Origin of the sequence: Polaribacter sp. (genome assembly GCF_049276715.1) — a bacterium.
GTDB lineage: Bacteria > Bacteroidota > Bacteroidia > Flavobacteriales > Flavobacteriaceae > Polaribacter.
Genome location: NZ_JBASWY010000046.1, coordinates 113,111 through 135,241, shown reverse-complemented (window position 1 = coordinate 135,241; position 22,131 = coordinate 113,111). Strand labels below are relative to the sequence as shown.

13 protein-coding genes and 3 tRNA genes are annotated in these 22,131 nt (G+C 30.9%); 5 read left to right on the top strand and 11 right to left on the bottom strand.

The features are described 5' to 3' along the window. Window positions 1-14: 14 nt before the first annotated feature. The 4 genes from WAO74_RS12880 to WAO74_RS12865 form a co-directional block, all read right to left on the bottom strand. Window positions 15-1,193 carry an MFS transporter gene (locus tag WAO74_RS12880; RefSeq protein ID WP_422162659.1) on the bottom strand — a complete coding sequence of 393 codons (1,179 nt, stop codon included), beginning with the start codon at window positions 1,191-1,193 and terminating at the stop codon, window positions 15-17. A gap of 33 nt (window positions 1,194-1,226) precedes the next feature. Beyond that, window positions 1,227-2,171: a tRNA dihydrouridine synthase gene (locus WAO74_RS12875; RefSeq protein WP_422162658.1), complete on the bottom strand. Its 945-nt coding sequence runs from the start codon at window positions 2,169-2,171 to the stop codon at window positions 1,227-1,229. A 285-nt stretch (window positions 2,172-2,456) separates the two neighbouring features. Further along, complete coding sequence (gene odhB / locus WAO74_RS12870; RefSeq protein ID WP_422162657.1) at window positions 2,457-3,665, bottom strand: 2-oxoglutarate dehydrogenase complex dihydrolipoyllysine-residue succinyltransferase; 1,209 nt, start codon at window positions 3,663-3,665, stop codon at window positions 2,457-2,459. Window positions 3,666-3,877: 212 nt separating this feature from the next. Next, window positions 3,878-6,610, bottom strand: coding sequence for a 2-oxoglutarate dehydrogenase E1 component (locus WAO74_RS12865; protein WP_422162656.1), 2,733 nt, complete (start codon window positions 6,608-6,610; stop codon window positions 3,878-3,880). Window positions 6,611-6,792: 182 nt separating this feature from the next. Here WAO74_RS12865 and WAO74_RS12860 point away from each other — a divergent pair. Further along, window positions 6,793-6,866 (top strand) — tRNA-Asn (locus tag WAO74_RS12860). A gap of 401 nt (window positions 6,867-7,267) precedes the next feature. Here the strand turns inward: WAO74_RS12860 and WAO74_RS12855 are convergent. Together WAO74_RS12855 and WAO74_RS12850 are read right to left on the bottom strand one after the other, a co-directional pair. Next, window positions 7,268-7,831, bottom strand: a complete 564-nt coding sequence (locus tag WAO74_RS12855) for a DDE-type integrase/transposase/recombinase (RefSeq protein ID WP_422162655.1) — start codon at window positions 7,829-7,831, stop codon at window positions 7,268-7,270. Window positions 7,832-7,834: 3 nt separating this feature from the next. Beyond that, a complete protein-coding gene (locus WAO74_RS12850) occupies window positions 7,835-8,554 on the bottom strand; it encodes a hypothetical protein (RefSeq protein WP_422162654.1) in 720 nt (239 codons plus the stop codon). 335 nt (window positions 8,555-8,889) lie between these two features. On the opposite strand from WAO74_RS12850, the gene WAO74_RS12845 reads away from it, so the two are divergent. Next, window positions 8,890-8,961 (top strand) — tRNA-Gly (locus WAO74_RS12845). 23 nt (window positions 8,962-8,984) lie between these two features. Then, window positions 8,985-9,070: transfer RNA gene (locus WAO74_RS12840), tRNA-Leu, on the top strand. Window positions 9,071-9,368: 298 nt separating this feature from the next. On the opposite strand, the gene WAO74_RS12835 is transcribed toward WAO74_RS12840, so the two are convergent. Together WAO74_RS12835 and WAO74_RS12830 are read right to left on the bottom strand one after the other, a co-directional pair. Further along, window positions 9,369-12,476 (bottom strand): DEAD/DEAH box helicase family protein, encoded by a 3,108-nt coding sequence (locus tag WAO74_RS12835; protein ID WP_422162653.1) that lies wholly within the window; start codon window positions 12,474-12,476, stop codon window positions 9,369-9,371. Between the two features lie 447 nt (window positions 12,477-12,923). Next, complete coding sequence (locus WAO74_RS12830; RefSeq protein WP_422162652.1) at window positions 12,924-14,642, bottom strand: BT4734/BF3469 family protein; 1,719 nt, start codon at window positions 14,640-14,642, stop codon at window positions 12,924-12,926. A gap of 879 nt (window positions 14,643-15,521) precedes the next feature. Between WAO74_RS12830 and WAO74_RS12825 the strand changes: the two genes are divergently transcribed. Both WAO74_RS12825 and WAO74_RS12820 read left to right on the top strand, forming a co-directional pair. Next, complete coding sequence (locus WAO74_RS12825) at window positions 15,522-15,875, top strand: DUF7222 domain-containing protein (protein WP_422162651.1); 354 nt, start codon at window positions 15,522-15,524, stop codon at window positions 15,873-15,875. 503 nt (window positions 15,876-16,378) lie between these two features. After that, window positions 16,379-16,651: a hypothetical protein gene (locus tag WAO74_RS12820; RefSeq protein ID WP_422162650.1), complete on the top strand. Its 273-nt coding sequence runs from the start codon at window positions 16,379-16,381 to the stop codon at window positions 16,649-16,651. A 553-nt stretch (window positions 16,652-17,204) separates the two neighbouring features. Here the strand turns inward: WAO74_RS12820 and WAO74_RS12815 are convergent. The 3 genes from WAO74_RS12815 to WAO74_RS12805 are packed head-to-tail and all read right to left on the bottom strand — an operon-like array spanning window position 17,205 to window position 22,093. Then, on the bottom strand, window positions 17,205-18,743 hold the full coding sequence (locus WAO74_RS12815) for a sugar porter family MFS transporter (RefSeq protein WP_422162649.1): 1,539 nt from the start codon (window positions 18,741-18,743) through the stop codon (window positions 17,205-17,207). Window positions 18,744-18,752: 9 nt separating this feature from the next. Beyond that, a complete protein-coding gene (locus WAO74_RS12810) occupies window positions 18,753-20,258 on the bottom strand; it encodes a glycoside hydrolase family 30 protein (RefSeq protein WP_422162648.1) in 1,506 nt (501 codons plus the stop codon). 35 nt (window positions 20,259-20,293) lie between these two features. Further along, window positions 20,294-22,093, bottom strand: coding sequence for a glycoside hydrolase family 3 protein (locus WAO74_RS12805; protein ID WP_422162647.1), 1,800 nt, complete (start codon window positions 22,091-22,093; stop codon window positions 20,294-20,296). Window positions 22,094-22,131: the final 38 nt, after the last annotated feature.

Below are 22,131 nucleotides of genomic sequence, written 5' to 3'. Positions count from 1 at the left end.
AGAATCAAAAATTATTACGTTATCATTTTCTTTCTCTTTCTTAAAGAAATCAAACCTAAAATTGGACCAATTGACAAAATCATATAAATAATATTCGAGTCTGATAAATTGGTTAAACTATTTAAAAGTTGAATACTAATAATTGTAATTGCAAAACCAATACAGTTTACAATGGTAATTGCGGTTCCTTTTAATTGTAAAGGTGCATTTTGCGCCACTAAAGTTGATAAAAGTGGCGAATCTGAAACTACAACCATTCCCCAGAAAAGAAGAAAAACAATTAGTACTATTTCATAATCACTTGTTAATATAAATGGTGAAACAATACAACATAAACAGGATAAAAATAATGAGGCAAAAGCAGTTCTTTTTACACCTATAGAATTCGAAATATAACCACTACTTATACAAGCTAAGCTTCCAATTCCTATAATTATAAATGATAAAAAAGGAATATTCAATGTTTTTTGTTGCTCTATGCTGTATTTGGTAAGAATAACTGGCACAAAAGTCCAAAAGGCATACAATTCCCACATATGACCAAAATAGCCAAAGGCTGCAGATCTGAATTTTTTATGATTGAAAACTTTTAAAAAAGCGAGAACATTTATTTTTTGACTAGGTTTTCTAAAAGGACCATCTGGAACAAATAACAGCATTATAAAACCTCCAAATGTAGCAAGTATAGATGTAATAATTAACACATTTCTCCATTCGTTAAAATTGACTAAGTCTTTCAGTAAATGAGGAAAAGCGGTTCCCAAAACCAAAGCACCTACTAAAAAACCAAGCGCTGTTCCTAAACTTTTTTCAAAATAGTCGACGGCTATTTTAATTCCAACAGGATAAATTCCTGCCAGAAAAAAGCCTGTTAAAAACCGAATTGATAGTAAACTTATTAAATTATTCCCTTCCCATAAAATGCCTAGATTTAAAAACGCACCAAGTAAAGCACTTATAAAAAACACTTTGGATGGAGAAAACCGATCTGCAATTGTTAAGATGGCAAAGGTTAAAGTGCCTGCAATAAAACCAAATTGCACAGCAGAAGTTAACAAACCTAGAGCATTGCTATTTAGGTTAAAATTGTCAATTAAATCATAAATAACTCCATTGCCAGCAAACCAAAGAGTTGTGCAACAAAATTGAGCAATTACAATAATGGGAAGAATGATATTTATTTTTTTAAACACGTATAATTTTTTCTGATTTAAAGTTGAAAAACCCTAAACATTCTTTAAAATTGATGCCACTGTTTCTTGATATTTTTTAGGAGTGCTAGCTTTTTTAATTGCTTTATATGTTTTTTGTGGATTGGGAAAAGATTGCGAAAAGAATTCCCAAAAACCTAACATTTTCATTTTTATGGGAGTTGGTCCTGAAAGATACTCATCATATTGTTGATAAATACGATCATGGAATTCAGAAAAAATTTCCCATCTATTTTTTGGATATACTGTAGTATCATTTTTTATCATATTTGGTAAAAAAGGATCTGCTATTAAACCACGACCAATCATAAAATGGTCGATTGTTGGAAATCGATTTTGAATTTTTTTAAAGCTTTGAACACTGGTAATATCTCCATTATAATACAATTTGTGTCTTGTGCTGCTAAGGCATTTTTCAAAAGCATCTAAATCTACAGGACCTTTGTACAATTGTTTTCCAATTCTTGCGTGAATGGCAATATTTCTCAGCGGATACTTGTCTAAAATAGGAAAAGCATCTAAAATTTCTGTTGCATTTTCATAACCCATTCGCATTTTCATAGAAACCACAATATCAGATTCGTTATGTGCTTTGTGCAAAACTTCGTTAATTCTTGTTGGATTGCAAATTAAGCCAGAACCCATTCCAGATTTTGTAACCATAGGATAAGGACACCCTAAATTCCAATTCAATTCTTTGTAACCTAAGCTTTGTACATATTTAACTACAAACAGAAATTCATCTGGGTCATTCGTCATTACTTGAGGAATCACATTTAAAGTGGAATTATTCTCCAATTGCAAATCGTTTTGATATGATTGCTTGATTTTTAACTTCCCATTTAAGCGAATATATGGTGCGTAAAAAGTATCTATGCCACCAAAATAATGCTGAAAAGCATTCCGAAATCTAAAATCTGTAAAGCCTTGTAAAGGTGTTGAAAGTAAGGTAGGAACCATCTAATTTTTTAGTTGGGCAAAGATACGTGTTTTGGTTTTTGGTTTTTCATCAATCGTTATAAAGCGTTGTCTAATTTTTAAAAACACAAACCCTTAAAAAATGTTCGAAGTTCGTAAACAAACTTAGCCCTGATTGAGCCTTTTGTTTGAGCTCTTTTTTGCTTTTTCTGCAAAAAAAGCGAGTAGCGAAAGCAGGAAATAGCTTCAAATAAAAAATCCCAAGCATAAAAGCTCAGGATTTTAATATTTATCTGCGAAACTTCGACAAGCTCAGTTTGACAAAGCCTACATTTCTAATGCTTTTGTTGGGTTGTTGTCCATTAACAATTCCACAGGGTTTTCTAAAGCTTCTTTAATTGCTACTAAAAAACCTACAGATTCACGACCATCAATAATTCTATGGTCGTAAGAAAGTGCTACATACATTATTGGGGCAATTGTAACAGTACCATTTACAGCAATTGGTCTTTCTACAATATTGTGCATCCCTAAAATTGCACTTTGTGGAGGGTTAATAATTGGCGTAGATAACATAGAGCCAAAAACACCACCATTGGTAATTGTAAAAGTTCCTCCTGTCATTTCATCGATAGTAATTTGCCCATCTCTTGCTCTTAAAGCCAAACGTTTTACTTCGCTTTCAACACCTCTAAAAGATAGGTTTTCTGCATTTCTAATTACAGGCACCATTAATCCTTTTGGACCAGAAACTGCAATAGAAATATCTTGAAAATCGTTTTGTATTTGGAAATCGCCATCAATCATCGAGTTTACATCTGGATACATTTTTAGTGCTCTAACTACTGCCAAAGTAAAGAAAGACATAAAGCCTAAACCAACATTATGTTTTGCTTTAAAAGCTTCTTTATACTCATTACGTAAATCGAAAATTGGCTGCATGTTTACTTCGTTAAACGTAGTTAACATAGCAGTTTCGCTTTTTACAGCTACTAAACGTTCTGCTACTTTTCTGCGTAACATAGACATTTTTTTACGCTCCGTATTTCTAGAACCATTTGTAGGTTGCGTTCCCATAGATGGTGTTGCATTTACAGCATCATCTTTAGTAATTCTACCATCTTTTCCTGTTCCTTTAACAGAAGAAGCATCCATTCCTTTTTCTGCTAAAACTTTTTTAGCGGCTGGTGAAGCTGTTCCTGTTGCATACGTTTCTACTTTTGGAGTTTCTTTAACTTCAACTTTCTTTTCCTCTTTTTTAACTTCTGCTTTTGGAGCATCACCTGCTGGCTTTGCTGCACTGGTGTCTATTAAACAAACTACAGCACCTACAGCAACTGCATCACCTTCTTCTGCTTTTAAAGTAATAATACCACTTTCTTCAGCAGGCAATTCTAAGGTTGCTTTGTCAGAATCTACTTCTGCAATAGGTTGATCTTTTTCAACATAATCTCCATCTTCAACTAGCCAAGTTGCAATTTCTACCTCTGTAATTGATTCTCCTGGAGAAGGAACTTTCATTTCTAAAACACTCATGGTTTCTTTATTTTTTTTAATCTGAAATTCTTTTTTATTATTTGGGCGTTTTAACAGGCTTTCCACTGTATCTTTTCTTTTTTTGTCATTGCGAAGTTTACTTTTTTGTAAACTGTGGCAATCTTTTAATTATAACAGATTGCTTCGTTCCTCGCAAAGACGCCTATTTATTTAGACAAAGAAAAGGATGTCGTTTCAATCCTTAACGCAACTTACTCATTACTAAAAACACTGTCAATAACAGCTTTATGTCTTTTCTTAAAACGCGTGCTAGAGCCTGCAGCAGGAACAGCGTAATATTTACGAGAACGAACTGTTAATTTTACCAACTCAAAACGTTGTAACATATAACTCCAAGCTCCCATATTTCTTGGTTCTTCTTGTGCCCAAATATATTCTTCTATATTTGGATATCTATCAATAACAGCTTGAATTTTTTCTTTATGTAAAGGGAATAATTGCTCTATTCTAACCAAAGCAATATCGTCTCTATTTAAATTTTCTCTTTCCTCTAGTAAATCGTAATAGAATTTACCCATGCAAAAAACTAATTTTTTTACATTTTCTGGATTTAAAACATCGTCTATAACTTCTTGAAATTCGCCATTTGCTAAATCTTGAACAGAATTTACAGCTTTTGGATGACGTAATAAACTTTTTGGAGTAAATACAATTAAAGGTTTTCTGTAACTGCGTTTCATTTGTCTGCGCAATAAATGATAGAAATTGGCAGGTGTTGTGCAGTTTGCAACTGACATATTATCTTCTGCACATAATTGTAAATAACGCTCAATTCTTGCTGACGAGTGTTCAGAACCTTGCCCTTCATAACCATGTGGTAATAAAACTACAATTCCGTTTTGAACTTTCCATTTATCTTCTGCAGCAGAAATATATTGATCGAACATAATTTGTGCTCCGTTCGAAAAATCTCCAAATTGAGCTTCCCAAATTGTTAATGTATTTGGGTTTGCCATTGCATAACCATAGTCGAAACCTAAAACCCCATACTCAGATAATAACGAGTTGTAAATCGTCATTTTACCTTTTGTGTTCGGGTTTGTATTTAATAAATTAATTCTTTCTTCTGTAACCTCATCACGTAAAATGGCGTGTCTGTGAGAAAAAGTTCCTCTTTCTACATCTTGACCAGAAATTCTAACATTAAATCCTTCTTCCATTAAAGAACCATAAGCCAAATTCTCAGCCATCCCCCAATCTAATTCATTGGTTTCAAAAACCATTTTAGTTCTTCCGTCTAAAATTCGCTCTGCTTTTCTTACAAAATTTGCACCTGCAGGCACTGTAGAAACTACTTTGGCTATCTCTTTTAATCTATCTTCAGAATACTTAGTGTCTAGAGTTTGCAACATTGCTGGTTGATGTTGACGCTCAAAACCTTCCCAAGTAGATTGCATAAATTCTTTTACTTTTGAAGTGGTGTCTAGTTTAGAATTATCGAATTCTCTTTCTAACATTTCTTTAAATTCATCAGTAATTTCATCAACAAAAGAAGCGCTAATAGAGCCTTCTTTTAGTAATTGAGCAGCATAAATATCTTTTGGATTTTTATGTTTGGCAATTGCTTTGTATAATGTTGGTTGTGTAAAACGAGGCTCATCACCTTCATTATGACCGTATTTTCTATAACCAAGTAAATCAATAAAAATATCCGATTTAAATTTCATTCTATACTCCAAAGCCATTTCCATTGCATGACATACTGCTTCTGTATCATCTGCATTTACGTGTAAAACCGGCGACAAAGTAACTTTTGCAACATCTGTACAATAGGTGCTAGAACGTGCGTCTAAATAATTCGTTGTGAAACCTATTTGATTATTGACTACAATATGAATAGTTCCCCCTGTTTTATAACCATTTAGTTTTGCCATTTGAACTATTTCATAAGCAATTCCTTGACCAGCAATTGCTGCATCACCATGAATTATAATTGGAAGAATTTTACTTGAATCTCCATTGTATTTTCTATCAATTTTAGCTCTTGTAATACCTTCTGCAACAGCTGCTACAGTTTCTAAATGCGATGGATTTGGGACTAAATTCATTTTTATTTGATGTCCATCTCTATAGGTTTTACTTAGTGTTAAACCTAAATGATATTTTACATCTCCATCTATATCTTCGTCTTCAAAATCTTTACCTTCAAACTCACTAAATAAATCTCTAACTGGTTTTTTAAAGATATTTACCAAAGTATTTAAACGGCCTCTGTGAGCCATTCCTAAAACGCATTCTTTAACCCCATATTTTTCTGCAGCTTCTCTTAACATAACACTAATTCCAGGAATTAATGTTTCTCCACCTTCTAAAGAGAATCTTTTTTGACCAACATACTTGGTTTGTAAAAAACTCTCGAAAGTTACAGCTTGGTTTAATTTAGAAAGAATGTATTTTTTTGAATCTATAGAATAACTTGGATGGTTATCATTTTCATTCAAACGATTTTGCCACCATTTTAGCTTTTCTGGGTTACGCATGTACATGTATTCTACACCTATAGAATCGCAATAAATACTTTGTAAATGCTTAATTATGGTAGATAATTTTACTCTACCAATTCCTAAAACGTCACCTGCAGAAAATTCATTTTCTAAGTCAGCTTCAGTCAAACCAAAATTTTGGATATCTAAAGTAGGTCGATATTGTCTTCTTTCTCTAACAGGATTTGTTTTTGTAAAAAGATGCCCACGAGTTCTATAACCATTTATTAAATCGACGACTAAAAATTCCTTACGAACTTCTTGCGGAATTTCTAATGAATTTTGATCCTCTGTTATAGAATAATTTTCATTTGCTAAATCATATCCTTGAAAAAAGCTTCTCCAACTTGGCTCAATAGCATCTGGGTTTACTAAATATTGATCGTATAAATCGGCTATATAGCCTGTATGTGCTGCGTTTAAGAACGAAAATTTGTCCATATAATAATGTATGCTTTTTTGGTAAGCTAAATATTAAAACAAAAATACAATTTTAAGAATAAAATGTAAATCATTTTTTATGATAAATCTTTTAAATTTTATTAAAAAATATAAAAAAGTATTTGCCTATATTTTAAAAAGATATATATTTGCACTCGCTAAACACAATTTGTGTTGCAAACTCCTTCTTAGCTCAGCTGGTTAGAGCATCTGACTGTTAATCAGAGGGTCCTTGGTTCGAGCCCAAGAGAGGGAGCTTTTTTAGACACCTCGCCATTTTGGCGAGGTGTTTTTATTTTCAGTCTTCTGAAACCCTTATGTTTACTGAGAATTATCGCAATGAGTTCATTCATAGAAGCGGTTCGAGACTCCATCTCATAAGTCAAAAAAAAATACTTTGAGAAAACAGAATCAACAAACTACAAGCAAAGTCTTACTATTAAAAGGATTAAAGAAACCAAACACTTCCTAATCAGTTCATTCGAATTTTCGAATTACTACCTTTAGAAAAACTACTTTTTCTTTTTTGAGTAAAATTGGTCTTAAATCTAATTCTTTAATTATAAATTTTAGATTTCTTCTATTAATATTTTTTGAATTTTGGTTTTTGCCTTAATAAAAGAGTTTTTTAATTCAAACTTGACTTAATCTTCCCTTTTAGCAATTATTCTCACAAGAAGTTAACTGGTTTGCTATTAATCTAGTTTTGTATGATTTCTTTAATATAGGTTTGATTTGTTTTAATGAGGGCGTTCTAAATATTTCATTCGGGGTATAAATTTTATGCTCATAATGTGGTCTTACATTATTATAATCATTCACAAAAAAATCGACTTCCTGTTGTATTGATGTAGATAATATTGGTCTATCTTGAAAGTATTTACTCTTTAATATTCGATAAGTTCCTTCAATGATTGAATTTGAAAACCTCACATCTTTTAGTGCTATTTTCTTATTAATCTTTACGTGTTGATTTTTTATGAATTCGTGAATTGTATGGTTGTTATTCTCTGAACCTCCATCTACTATTAAATCTACGTTCGACTTCCCTACTGAAACATTAAACTCGTTTTTAATGGCTCGCTTTAAACTTTCCAATCTAATATTAGCTGATAGTTTTTTGGATACATCATAAGCGATAATCTTTCTTGAAAAATTATCTACAATCGTATAAATATAGTATTGAATATTATCGATAGTTTTATAATAGGTCACATCCATATGTCATATTTCATTAGGAATATTTGCTCTTGTTGAAATTCGTTTTCGCTTTTTCTTGTATTGATTTCTTCTCTTGCTTAATCCTAAAATTTTTGAATAGCGATACCAAGTACCTCTAGACATTGAGGTTTTTCCTTGTTTAAAAGCTAGTCCCCAAACTGAAGCGATTGACCAATGGTAAAATCGTTTATTGTTCATAATTTTCTTTAGCACGTCAATTTCATTTCTTGAAATTTGCTGTGGTACTTTCTTAAAGCATAAATTGATTAATGAAAATTCACAATAATAATTCTGATAGCGTTTCCAAGTTTGAAAACTATGAGGGGTTATTTTTAGAAATTTACATATTAAGTTTTTCTCGTGATTAGTAGTCGAAACACTTTCTATAAGATTTACAATTGTGTTTCTATTCTTTTTAATGATTGCTTTAAATTCTTTTTCCCCTATAAAGTTTAAAATGGTTAAATACACTTTACAAAAAGTGATGAACATTTTTTTGAGTTGTAGTACTTTTTCATCATAGATGATTTGTAAGTCATCAATATTAGTATTGATACTTGTTGAGAATTCACTGCCCAAATACTTATGTGGATTATCGTTCTTCCAGTAATGAGCTGTTGATGGTTTTATCGTTGATGTAAAATTATCTGGCAATAGATGATTTTGAATACCTAAAGCATAGCAAATTTTTACGGATGAATGATATGAATTGTACTTTTTCATTTCACAAATAAAAGTGATTTTTACTCAAAAATAAAATTATTTTCATTTTTCAAGCCTTTTCGAAAATTCGAAAAGCTAACTCAAAAACAGGGTGGTTCGATGTATAAAAGGGGATCAAAACTACACTAACTCACTGATATTCAAATACAATTGGTTCGATAGTAGCACATAAGGGGGAGCTACATTACATTATTAAACCTAAAAAACTAGATTTAATTTTTGGAATTAAAAAAACGGAAAAAGTATTTGTTACATATATAAAACTTACTATATTTGCACCGCTCTAAATTTTAGATTTTAAAAATTATTGCAAAAAGTTCATGACTAAAATGACTGCGAAAGTAGCTCAGGGGTAGAGCATCACCTTGCCAAGGTGAGGGTCGCGGGTTCAAATCCCGTCTTTCGCTCTACAATATTTTACTATCAGAATGCTGAAGTGGTGGAATTGGTAGACACGCTGGACTTAAAATCCAGTGAACAGTAATGTTCGTGCGGGTTCAAGTCCCGCCTTCAGTACAAAAACCGTAACATTTAATTGTTACGGTTTTTTTGTTGGGTACAACATAGGTACAACAAATTGATTTTTCCTATGTATTCTATATCAATAAAATCAAAATAATTTAGGTCCTCATAAAATTATTAAAACCTTATAACTCTAAAAAGATCATAGATCAAAAAAATGACACAAAACGAGTTAATTTCCACAATGATTAAAGATGGTTATCAATTACTAATTATTTGAATTAAAAAAAGAAGAGGATACATTTACAATAAAAGATAAAAAAACCAACCCAATAAATGGGTTGGTTTGTTTTTATAAAGAATCTACATAATCTTTATATTTCTTAATGTCTACATTTAATTCTTCAATACTGTAATTATCAACGGTCTTATTAATAGATTTCTTCGGGTAATATTCTAATCTAAAAGTTGCTGGATTATAAATACCCCTATTAGATTTTTTTATAGGACTAGTTCCGTCTTTTAATTTAAAGCTTTCTTTCTTATAGGCATAATCACACAAAAATTTACAGGCTTTGCTTTTGGAAAAATCTGCAAAAAGCAACTTGTTGTTTTTATCAATCACTACAAAAGCATTAGTTATTATATTTGACTTGTTTAAAGTAGGTCTGCTGCCAGAAATAGATCTCAGTCTTATTTTTTTAGTATCCTTATAAAGAGTAGAGTTTTTGCACAAAGAATCAAATATGTCACTCTCTTTTATATTGTTTAAATTAAAAGTAGTTTTTTGATTCAAGCTTTCTAGTTTGAAATTTTTATCACAGAAAAAGATTTCATCATCAAAAGGGGAAACTATTTGATCATTAAGATTCTTATATGTTGTGTACTCTGCAGTTTTAAAAGCGGATAAAATTATTTGATCAATTTTGTTAAGATCATTCTGTATAGTAGTAATCATAGGTAATAAATCTGCGGTTTTACCTGTATTAGGATTCTTAATAAAAGTTTCTAAATATTGTATTAGCCCAAATACGTCTTTACTTTTTAACCTATTAATAGAAAAACTAAATATAAATTCTAAGAGGGCGTTATTATTTGCAACAGCTGTAGTTAAATAAGTTTCCAGTTTTTTTAAAAGATCATCGATAAGTTTGTTGAATTTATCATCATTATTCTTTAAAGTTGATTTTCTAGGTAACATAAACTCATTTTTTTCCGTTTCAAGAGGTAGGAGTAATTTTGAACTTCTCATAATTTTAGGCACTATTATAGTTTCTAAACTTTTAAGATTCCCATCAGTAGTGTAACTTAGCTTTTTATAATTAGATATATATTTTAATTGTTTTTCTAATTTTTCAAGATCATGCTGATTAATTAATTCCTTATTCGAAAAATAATTTTTGAAAGCTTTTTTATCATGATGATTTATAAAAGTATTTTCAAATTCATGCTCAAAGAAGTTATATGATTTAACCAATGTATTGTGTAAGTTTTTATTCTTTTCTGAAAGCATGCCCCACTGATTTTTTTGAGTAAATAATCTAATTTTGTAATTTATTGTTTTTAATTGGTTTTTTGCCCACATGTTTTTAAGCACCTCAACTAGCTTTTCATTAATTATTGTATAAGAATTAAAAGTAGGTTTGGTCTCTTTAACTATTCCAATATTTAAATGAGATAGATAATCTAATGTTTTGATGTAATTCAAAGCATCAAGGGAGTTTTTACTTTGTAAAGCTCTACAGGATTTAACATAAGTTGTTATGTACTTGAGAACACTTTTATGTCTTGTCGGTAAAAAATCTATCTCTGGATTGATCAAATACTCTAGAATTTTGTGAGCTTCATCTGCTTTGTAAAGAAAACTTAATGTTGAATAACAACGTATTAATTTATTCAACGCTCTTTCATGAGAACTATGGAAATCTCCTACAAAGATGTAAGTATCATTATTGTCTTTAACTGAGAAGTTATCAACCCTAATACTTAAAGGGTCAAGTACTGTATCAGAAGCTTTGATGATAATTTTTTTTCCAACTTCTAATTTTTCAAAGATTTTCTGGATAACATCTTTATTTTCAATGAATTTTCTAATAATTATATTCTCTAATTCAACCTGATCTTCTGTTAACTCCTTAAGGGGTTCTCCTAAGTCTTTATTCATGATTTCAAGATCGAATCCAGCATCTTTAGCTAAGTAGTAGTATCCATCCAAAGAGTAAAACCAATCTTTATACAGCCTTGATTCTTGAGTAATTTTACTTGTAACTATATTTTTATGCTCCTCTTTTTTTGTTGCGGCGGCAATATCAACTAATGATACTTTTAGCGGATTCTTTCGGAACTCATCTAATAAATGTAATTTTTCTGCATTGTCTTTTTCTTCAAATTGATTTGCAGCAGCATTCTCATTCACAGATAGTAAATGATAATTATACCTATTGATGCCTAGTAATACTTTAGCTGCATTTACAAAATGAAACTTTCTTGACGGTTTATCTTCATCTGGTTTAAATATCTTAGGGAAAAACACCGTACAATGACACAACCTATTTCTAAACCTGTTAATGGTTTGTATGGTATCCATGGAGCTGATACAACTATATTTTAAACCTAAGTCTAATACAACGGCATATTTCTGAGTTGAGGTTTTACCCGCTTTTTTATCATTATCTGTTAATCCATCTCCATCGATATTAATTCCATTGATGAAATAGTTAGTAGTTAATACCACATGAAAATCTCCAAATTTACCTGATATGATATTTTCAGTGCATTCTCCTGTTGATCCAGAATAAAATAATCCTACTTTGATTTTATTGCTAAGTTTAGTTTGGATTAATCTTTTCATTTCATCCATCTTTTCTTTATTGTTGAAGATGTAACAAACCTTTCTACCTTCTTTTAGATAATCGTTAATTTGATTAATTACCGAGTCTTCTCTCTCAGACTTAATGCTCGAATCAAGATGAGTTAAATTAATAGAAGGAGTTACTTTATATTCTTTATCAACAATAATTCTTTGAAATAAATCATCAATATCATTATCCGTCATTATATCAAGTAAGACTTTGGTTTCTACATTTGGTGTACCACTCATGAAAATAATCTTAGTTTTAGTGTCAGAATTCTTAGCAACGAATTCTACAAGATGATAAATCAATTGAGCTATAGTGTCAGCACGAAACTCTATGTCGTTAGTTAAAGCATGAGATTCATCAATAAATATATAATCGAATGTTGCAAGCTTTTCGTGAGATAGATTTAATATTTGATTGTAAGTTGTATGAACTACAAGATCATTGTCCTTTGGTAAGGTTACATTATGCAGACTTTTGTCATGTTTTATACTCACCTTTTCTTTATTTTGAGATTTAAAAGTCAAAGCGGTTTCTTCCATCCCTGAATGAACAAAAATTTGGTTTTGTCTATCTCCTTTATCAGAGGCTTCCTTAGCCATTTGATCATTAATTACTCTGTAAGGTACTGCAAGAATGACTCTTCCAGAAATCCCATATTTAGGATGAGATGCAATTGAATTTTTACCTGTCGGTTAGGTTCAGTAAAGGTCGTTAACCCTTACCCGGAAAAGGGCATGCCTTTCCAGCTCATGGTTTCCCATAAGATCGGACTATATCTTCACCTGGTCTAGGTGACATTCGCTTCCACAGGACTCCCTGCGTACTCCCTTTCGGGATAGTCTCTGAACTTTCAATCATGTAATTTAATTTGTGTACCATTTTGAGGTTGCCCATATCTATTATATAACAACATATACAAACCTCCAACTGGTACACGCAAAAGTATTTTTACATGAAAGCTTAGCTGCTGATTAGCATACAAAATTTCTAAAGAAATATTGGTTAGCCTTCCAGCAATTCAAATGTTTTATTACCTATAAATTCCTTTATAGGACGGCACAGGAAGTACCGCATTGTGATCTTAAAACGAAGATCTTTTTATCTGCATATTTAACCTTGAAAAGATTCTCCATTACATCTTTATCCAAATATTCATTAGGACCTAGCTCAACCTCAGCATTAATCTCCTCAAGATCTTTAATTAAGGGTAATCGTATCTTTTTCTTATCAAGATATGATTTTATATAATTTAGGAATTCTGATAAATCTGATTGCTCTTCATCTTCAATAGATAAATCCAAATTATATTTATACTTTTCATGCCATTCGTTTAAAAGCTTAAACTCTGATACTTGTTTAGAGGTTGCTACGTAATTCTTTAGTATAAAATCTTTTACTTCTCCAATTTCAAATACTAATCTATAGAAGGAAGCTGGAGTAAGTTTTTGTCTTTCGTCATCATCATAATTTTCATCACTTTTATTAGCCCATCTATAATCACCATGATTTTCATCCAACTTATTTGAACCTAAAGGAATTAATTTCTTTAATTCATCAATAGCCATACTACCGAATACTCCGTATAAAACCCAACTTTGTTTATTTAAGATTTCATAACTAGAAAAATTTTCTTCCGACCATTTTTTGACTCTAGTATCTTTTTGAGATAGCTGAACTATAAACTCTACAACCTGCTTAAACTTGTCAGTTTCATACTCTAAATCAAAATCTCCAGACTTGTTTTTAAGGTGTAAATGGTACGCATCTTGTTTAGATTTGATGCCATTCGTTTCCATGACTTTTTTTACCTCAGCTTCATTTTGTTTAATTTTCTGGTCAAGTTCTTCTTTTTTAAGTTTTTTCTCTGCTTCTACTATATTTGAATAATCAGAAAATACCTTAGAATCGTATTTAAAATTAGTTGACTTATTGGATATGAAAGGTAGCAGTGTTAAACGTTGAGGGTCATTAGTGGCAGTATCAATATTTCCTTCAATTTCTGGAAATTCAGCAGCTAATTCCTTACGCGCTCCTTCGTACCAAAGCTTATGCTTTATCATGACCTCTTTCCTTTCTTCACTGGCGAAATCCTTTATAAAATCGGGGTTTGAAATATCAACTTTACAGAATATCTTAAAACCATTTCCACTTGGTGATACGAAAGCCATATATGGTTTTACATTTTTGGTGCCTTTCCAAACTTTATTCATCCAATCGATGGTTGTCGTTTCGTCTCCAATTTTGTCAAAATCAAAAACAAACCTTCCCGTATGTTTGAACTCCATTTTCTCTTTATCTCTAGTGTTGGCATCTAATGATATCATGATAAAAGGCAAGAATGATTTTACGATTGTTACATCACCGCCTGCTGCGTCCAATAATTCCTTTATAGTTCCTTTTGGATCTGTCAATTCTTGTATAAGATCTGACTCTGTTATTTTCTCTCCTAAATAATCATCCCATTTTCCAAAGGACCTCATGCTGGATTGCCATTTGAAATGAAACCCAAGGTAATCCATAAGGAAATACTTAAGTTCAAAACCAAATTCTTTGTTTAATTTTTTAAAATCTAGAGGATGATTGTTAATAAATTCAGAACAGAAATTTAAAACGCTTTTGCTTTTGTCTCTTTTATTGTATCCTTCTACTAATTGGTCAAGTAGGTTCTGTTCTTTTGCACTCATTTTTTTATACTTTAGACCTGCATCTAGCCATTTTTCAATTGACGGATTAGTCGTATGAGTAGCAAAGTAATAGTAATTCATAATAATTTAATCTGTTTAAGATATTGATAAAACTTCTTAAGTGTACCGGTTGGGATTTACCGTTTGTTGTTATATAATAGCTAGGGCTAAATCCCAACTGGTACACTATAATTTCTACTTATAAGGTCATGACTTTTAACTCGCTGTTTTGGGTTTTTTGGATAAAAAATTCTAATCTGGAGTAAATTTCAAATTCATAAAAGAAGCCTATGAAGTAATACATAAATACAGCAAACAAAAGCTTCATCAAAAAAAAGCAGGCGGTATTTGTTTTGATTATTTAGGAACCGAAAGCAATCTAAAATACTTTTGTTCAAACTTTTTTGAATCAAATAAACACTTATACTTATAGGGGGTGGTAAACGTGGTAAAGTTGGTAAACCTCAACAATAGAAAGGGTTACAGCTAGTATTTTAGTGGTAAAGAATTTGGTAAAGTGGTAAACAATTTTTAAATTGCCTCTTTAGAATTACTCATTAAACACATGGCTCAGTTTTAAAAATAATAATTAAACCTTTTCCTATAGTTCTCTTTTATTCTCTAATCGAATCAAAAGCTCTTTCTTGTTCAATTTTTTATACAGAATAACGACTCTAGCCATTTGTAAATTAATACGTTAAAAAGTATGTTTTACTAAATAATCATAATTCTTAATCATTTAATCTATTTTTTGCATTGATAAACTTTTATAAATGTACCAGTTGGGATTTACCAATTGTTGTTATATAATAGTGTGCATTAAATCCCAACTGGTACACTCAAATATCTAGTTGTATTTGGTAGTAGTGAAGGGAGGTATCTGGTTATCTTGTAGAATATAACAGTCATATTTTTTGAGGTCTAAATTGTTCTAAAATCCCCTTATTAGAAACAAATATTATGTCAAAATTAAGCAAGAAAAGATTTTTAGAAAGCCATAGTTCCTTTCCAAATTTCCACAAGAAATTATTAAAACAAGGAGACGTAGAATGGTCTTTACTGAAAGAAAATCCAGAGGATTATTATGCCGCAGATAGCGGATCTGTTCCAGGAATGATTTATTATGAAGACACCGTTTCATTTGCAAAAAAGCATCATTTACAAATACTTCAGATTTTAGAAGATTTTGAAAGTGACTGTGGGAGGTTAGAAAACAAACCGAGCTCAACTGATGAGGTTCAATATTTTAATTGGCTCTCTTGGTTCGCTTGGGAATCAATGATGGGTGAAATTTTATCATTTCTAGACAAATAAAAAAGACCTCGAGTTGAGGTCTTTTTAATGGAAAGCAAACCTTATAGAAATAATAAAAAATTACAAAAAGATGGATCAAAAAGAGAGTTCAGAGGAAAAAATTTCTAGGGTTATTAGTGAAGCTGTCGAGCTAATTATTAGTTGGATCAGAGGAAAGAATAATGGATAGAAAAAGAAAATCAGAATAGTGCAGTAACATGCCTATTCTGATTTTATCTCTTTTTTGGTTTTTAAAACATCGGTTAATTATGATTTGACATATCAAAACTATTATGAGTTCTTTATCAGCAATGATATCTTGCTGGAAGTCTTTTTGGAACTCTTTTTTTCGCCAGTGTTCATTATGTGTTTTCATATGTGACTATAATTAATGGTTTAATTTTTAATCAACCTATTTCAGGAAAGTACAGTTTGATAATGGTGAAACAAAACAACTATATCATGTGTACAATGTCTTTTTTGAAATGGTAAACAAATGCATAGTGTTTAAAAAATAATAGCTCATGAATTCAATAATATTAACTGACATGCAGAGCCTAGCATCTCTTGAAGAAATAGGTAAATTTATAGTGACAATTAAAGAACCGGAACAAATTCAAAATGAACAAAAACAATTATATATACTTTCTGGTATGTTAATCTTTAGTGCTTGTTCAATAAGTTTTTTTGCAATTCAACATTATATGCAAAAAAATAAACAAAAAGATAAGGTTCGACAGATTGAAATTATTTTTACTTTTCAATTATTTAATGAAAATATTAAAATGCTTATTTGATTCTTTTACTTAATTAATAAGTTAATAATTTTAATTACGTGTTTCTTATTTAAATTACTTATCTCAACATAAAATTAAGTCTTGTAGGTATGTAAGTATTAACCCATAAAAAGCACTTTCCTTTTACTTTATTATAACCCATTCTTCCAATAAAATAATCTGGTTCCAAAATTTTATTAAATTCTATAAATTTATCTTTTGTAGGAAAATTAATTTATTGCAAAATGATTTTAACACAGAAAAAGATAAGTAGCTGAAAATCGATTTAACTATATTAAAATCGCTGAAAATCGTTGAAAATCTATTCTATAACTATTTTGTACGCTAATAATTAACTTTAAAAAATAATTGTAATTATTTAAAAGGACTTTTTTAAGTAATCATTGTATTTACTTTTGATAATATTTTATTCAATAGTTTCTAATATAATTATAGCTTTTGGCAGTAAATTTTATAAATTAAATGCAAACTAATTAGAAACTTTTTTAAATAATCCCAAATGCAATTGTTGTATTAAAATTGTTAAGATTAGATATGAAGATGTTTTAATCGATTAATTAATCACAAATTCCCTTTCAATTTCTTCCAACGATTTTCCTTTGGTTTCTGGAACGATTTTTAGCATCACAAAAAACCCAATCAACGCGATAAATCCAAAGATAAAAAAGGTCAATGCGTTGCCAAAATTCGACAATTCCCAAGGGAAAACCAATTGCACCAAAGAACTGATTAAAGAGTTGATAAACGCGATAATGCCAATTGCCAAACCACGATATTTTATAGGATAAATTTCGGATAAGATCACCCACATTACAGGGCCCAATGAAAAGGCAAAACAAGCAATAAATCCTAAAATTCCAACTAAAACCAAGGTTGCATTGATATTGGTGGCAACTTCCAAAATAGCACCATCATTTTTTTGATATATCCGATTTCCTAAGTATGATTTTGCTGCGTTTTTAAAATCCAAATCGTTGGTAAAAACATTATTTGCTATGGGTAACAATTTGGGAGCATCTTCAAAAGTCAAAGAATTTATTTTTTCTGTGGTCAATTGATAGGTGGCTTTTTGAAATCCGTAAGCACATAAAATCAAACTAAATGCAATGCCAAAAGTGCCCACTAATAACAGAGATCTTCTACCAGTTTTATCAATCAAATACATCGAAATCAGAGTAAAAATAACAGAAACAGAACTCAATAAAATGCCTGATGAAAAGGATGCATCTGTGCCAATTCCTGTTTGTTTGAAAATAGAAGTGGCATAAAAATAAACGGCATTAATGCCTGTGATTTGTTGCAAAATTCCGATGACCAAACCCACTAAAAACAAAAACTTCAATCCTGGTTTTAGGAGATCTTTGATGTTTATGGTTGATGTATTCGTTTTGTCTGTCACGTTTTTTTCGATGGCAGCAATTTCTTCCTCCGCAGTAATTTTTCCATGAATTTGGATGAGCACCAATTTTGCTTCTTCAGGTTTGTCTTTTAAAAACAACCATCTTGGACTCTTTGGAACGAAAAATAGAAAGATAAAATACAACAACGCAGGAATCAATTCAACACCCAACATGTATCTCCAAACGTTTTCATCGGTTAAAAAAGAACTTTCAGGAGTGTTGTATTTGTTGAAAAAGTAATTGCTTAAAAAAGCTGCAAAAAATCCCAAAACAATATTCAATTGCTGAATTGCTACTAATTTTCCTCGATTTTTTGAAGTAGAAATTTCGGCAATATACATGGGCGCTAATACCAAAGCTGCTCCAAAAGCCAAGCCACCAATCATTCTTGCGATGTATAAAACTTCGTAAGAATTGGCAATTGCCGATAATAATGCAGACAAAGCATATAAAAATGCCACAATCAATAAGATTTTTTTTCTACCAAAAATATCACTCAATCTCCCAGAAAATAACATGGCAATCATTGCCGCAAAAGAAGGTGAACTTACCACCCAACCTTCTTGTAGTTCTGTTAATTGAAATTCTGGACTTGCATACGACATGACTCCAGAAATAATTCCAGCATCAAAACCAAATAAAAATCCTCCTAAAGAGACTACAAATGCAATGAGTGCTAGTTTTTTTGACATAAGAAAAAGTTAGTTAAGTACAATTGATTGGATTGAATGTGGCAATATTTGTAATTTTGTTGTTTTTAAATCAACAGTAATTGAATAATTTAAAGACTCGTTTGAGCTATTCATTGCTATAATTACAATACTCTTATTTTTGTTTTTAAAGGCTGTAGAAATAATTTTATTTGAACTAGTTACACTACTAATTCTTTTTGCTCCTGGTCTTATAAATTTAGAAAAATGTCCTATGTAATAAAAAGAATTCGTAAACGTAAGTTCACCCGTTTGTGTATTACCATGCACTGGAGAAAAGCATAAATTTCCCACATGGTTTGGGCCACCAGTCTCATCCAAAAGAATATTCCAATCTGTCCAAGCAACAGTACCATTGTTAAAATCTTTTATTATCGATTTTCCGTAACGCTCTGCTAATTTTGGATCTTCATTTTCTATTCTAGAAATATCATACCCTTCATTACAGCCTTCCGTAAAGATTAGCTTTTTATCAGGATATGCCTCATTGACTCTTGCAACATTTTCATACATTGGATTGTCATCTTTCCAATCCTCATACCAATGAAAACCTGTTCCCCATACATATTTTGCTGCCTCAGGATCGTTTAAAATAGTACTTGCTCTTTGATATAATAAATCTCTATTATGATCCCAAACTATTATTTTTTTATCCCCTAAGCCTTCATTTTCGAGAGTAGGACCTAAATAATTTTTTAAAAAATCTCTTTCTTCTTCTGCTGTATAAATGCAGGATTCCCAGCGTTGAATTGCCATTGGTTCATTTTGAATAGATAATCCCCAAATAGGAATTCCCTCTTTTTCGTATGCTTTGATGAATTTGGCATAATAATTAGCCCAAGGTTGATAAAATTCTTCTTTTAATTTACCTCCTTTTAACATATTGTTATTTGTTTTCATAAATGCAGGAGGACTCCAAGGACTTGCATACATAGTTAGTTTACCCCCAGCAGCTTCGATTGCTTTTTTTGTAAATGGAATTCTATATTTTTTATCATGCTTTATGGAAAAAGATTTTAAATCTTTATCTCCTTCTTCAACATACGTATAACTTGCACTTGAAAAATCGCAACTATGAATAATAGTTCTTGCTAACGAATACCCAATTCCTTTTTGTGTATCATAATAGGCTTGTAAAAATAACTCTTGATTTTCTTTTGATAATTTATAAAATGTTTCTGCAGATGCATCTGTTAAAGCAGCACCAATACCAATAAATTCTTGAAACTCATTTCTAGGATCAACCACAATATCAATCTCCGTTTCTAATGGTTGATTAAACTCTGAAAACGAAATAGTATCCGTTAATGTGAGTTTTAAATTTGAATTGTGAGCTGTAGTGTATACTTTTGCTTTTACACTGTTCGTATCAAAAGTAATTTGTTCCTCTTGATAACCGCTTTTACTATTATTTTTAAAATTTTTACATTGATAAAACCCAAAAGAAAGAAAAAGAATACAAAATGATACGGATTGTTTTTTTAAAAATTTTTTCATCTATTTGATTTTTATTGATACACTATTAGAATGACTTATTTATGGTTACTTTTTATCACTTTCTCTTTTTTATAATTTAGACCATACCCAAAATCAAATAGTGGTTTTTTTGATGTGTCCCAAAAATTCACTCCATATTTACCTTTAAAATCAGCTTCGGATGCTGGCCAAGAATGCGGTAATTTACCTTTAAAATCGTAATCGCCAAAAAGTACTTCTGCGATTCCATCTCCCTCTGAACCAGGTAACCAAGCTGCAACAAATGCATCAGAATCATTGATTTGGTTTGTAGTTACTAACGCTCTTCCAGAAATTAAAACAACCACTGTTTTAATACCTTTTTCTGAATACTTTTTTATATATTTTTGATGTAATTCACTTAAGGTTAATTTATTTTCTATATTTTCATCATTAATATCCCCAAACATTTCTGCATATGGTGTTTCTCCCACAACAATAATGGCTACGTCTGCATCAACATGATTTCCTGTAGCGTCCTTATCATAAACAATTTCTGCTTTTGAAATTTTTTTAATCCCATCTAAAATAGTTGTTGCTCCTTTATAATTTTCTCTTGTACCCTGCCATGCCATTGTCCAGCCACCAGACTGTAGTCCTGCATTATTAGCATGCTCACCTACTACTACTATTTTTTTAAAGTTTTTATTTAATGGTAAAATATGATTCTTATTTTTTAATAAAACTAACGATTCACGGACAGCTTGCCTCGCCTTATCTCGATGGTTTTGGTTTCCAATTTTTGATATAAATGATGCATTTGGAAATGGATTTTTAAATAATCCTAACCTGAATTTTTGTCTTAAAATTCTTTTAACAGCGTCATTAATTCTATGAATAGAAACCGAATCAGTAGCTATTGCATTTTTTAATCCATTTTGAAAAACATCTAAATCACCATCAACAGCCATTACCATATCTACCCCAGCATTAATTACTTCATTTTTACCAAACCTAGAATAGCCTTTCCAATCCGTAAGAACAATACCGTCAAAACCCATACTTTTTTTTAAAGTATCATTAATTAATTCTTTATGACTATGCATTGATATTCCTGATAATGAATTAAATGATACCATTATTGCCCCTACTTTAGCTTTCACAGCGGTTTTATAAGGTGGTAATAATTTTTCAGAAACTACTTTCATGGTTAAGGAAGTGTTTCCTCCTTCTATTCCAAAATCTGTAGCACCATCACCAATAAAATGTTTCGCAGTTGCCATTACAGTATGGCCATCTTTTAAATTTCCTTGTAGGCCTTCTATTGAAGCTTTCGCCATTTTACTTGTTAATTCTGTATTTTCTGAAAAAGCTTCGTAGACTCTTCCCCATTTTTCATTATATGGTATTGCAACACAAGGAGAAAATGTCCAGTTAAAACCTGTAGCTTGTACTTCTAGGGCTGTAATTTGGGCAATTTCTTTTACTAAAGAGGTATTTTGTGTTGCTCCCAAACCAACATTGTGAGGAAAAATAGTTGCCCCTTGAAAAGTGTTTTGTCCATGAACCGCATCTACAGCAAATAATAAAGGAATTCCTAAACGTGTTGACAATGCTTTTTCTTGTAATGCTTTAAATCTATTTTGCCAGCCTAAAGCATTTTCTCCTGGATTTGGTCCTTGGGTATGAATTACGGATCCAATAAATTTTGTGGCAATTTCATTATCTGAACCTAAATCTGCAAAATGCCTAACTTGAGTCATTTGACCAATTTTTTCATCTAAAGTCATTAAAGCTAATAATGAATCAACTTTGCTTTCAATTATTTTATTTTCATCGGTATAAATATCTGTTTTATATGCATGTAAAAATAGCATCAAGACAAAAATTGATAACAAGTAAAATTTAGGGCTCC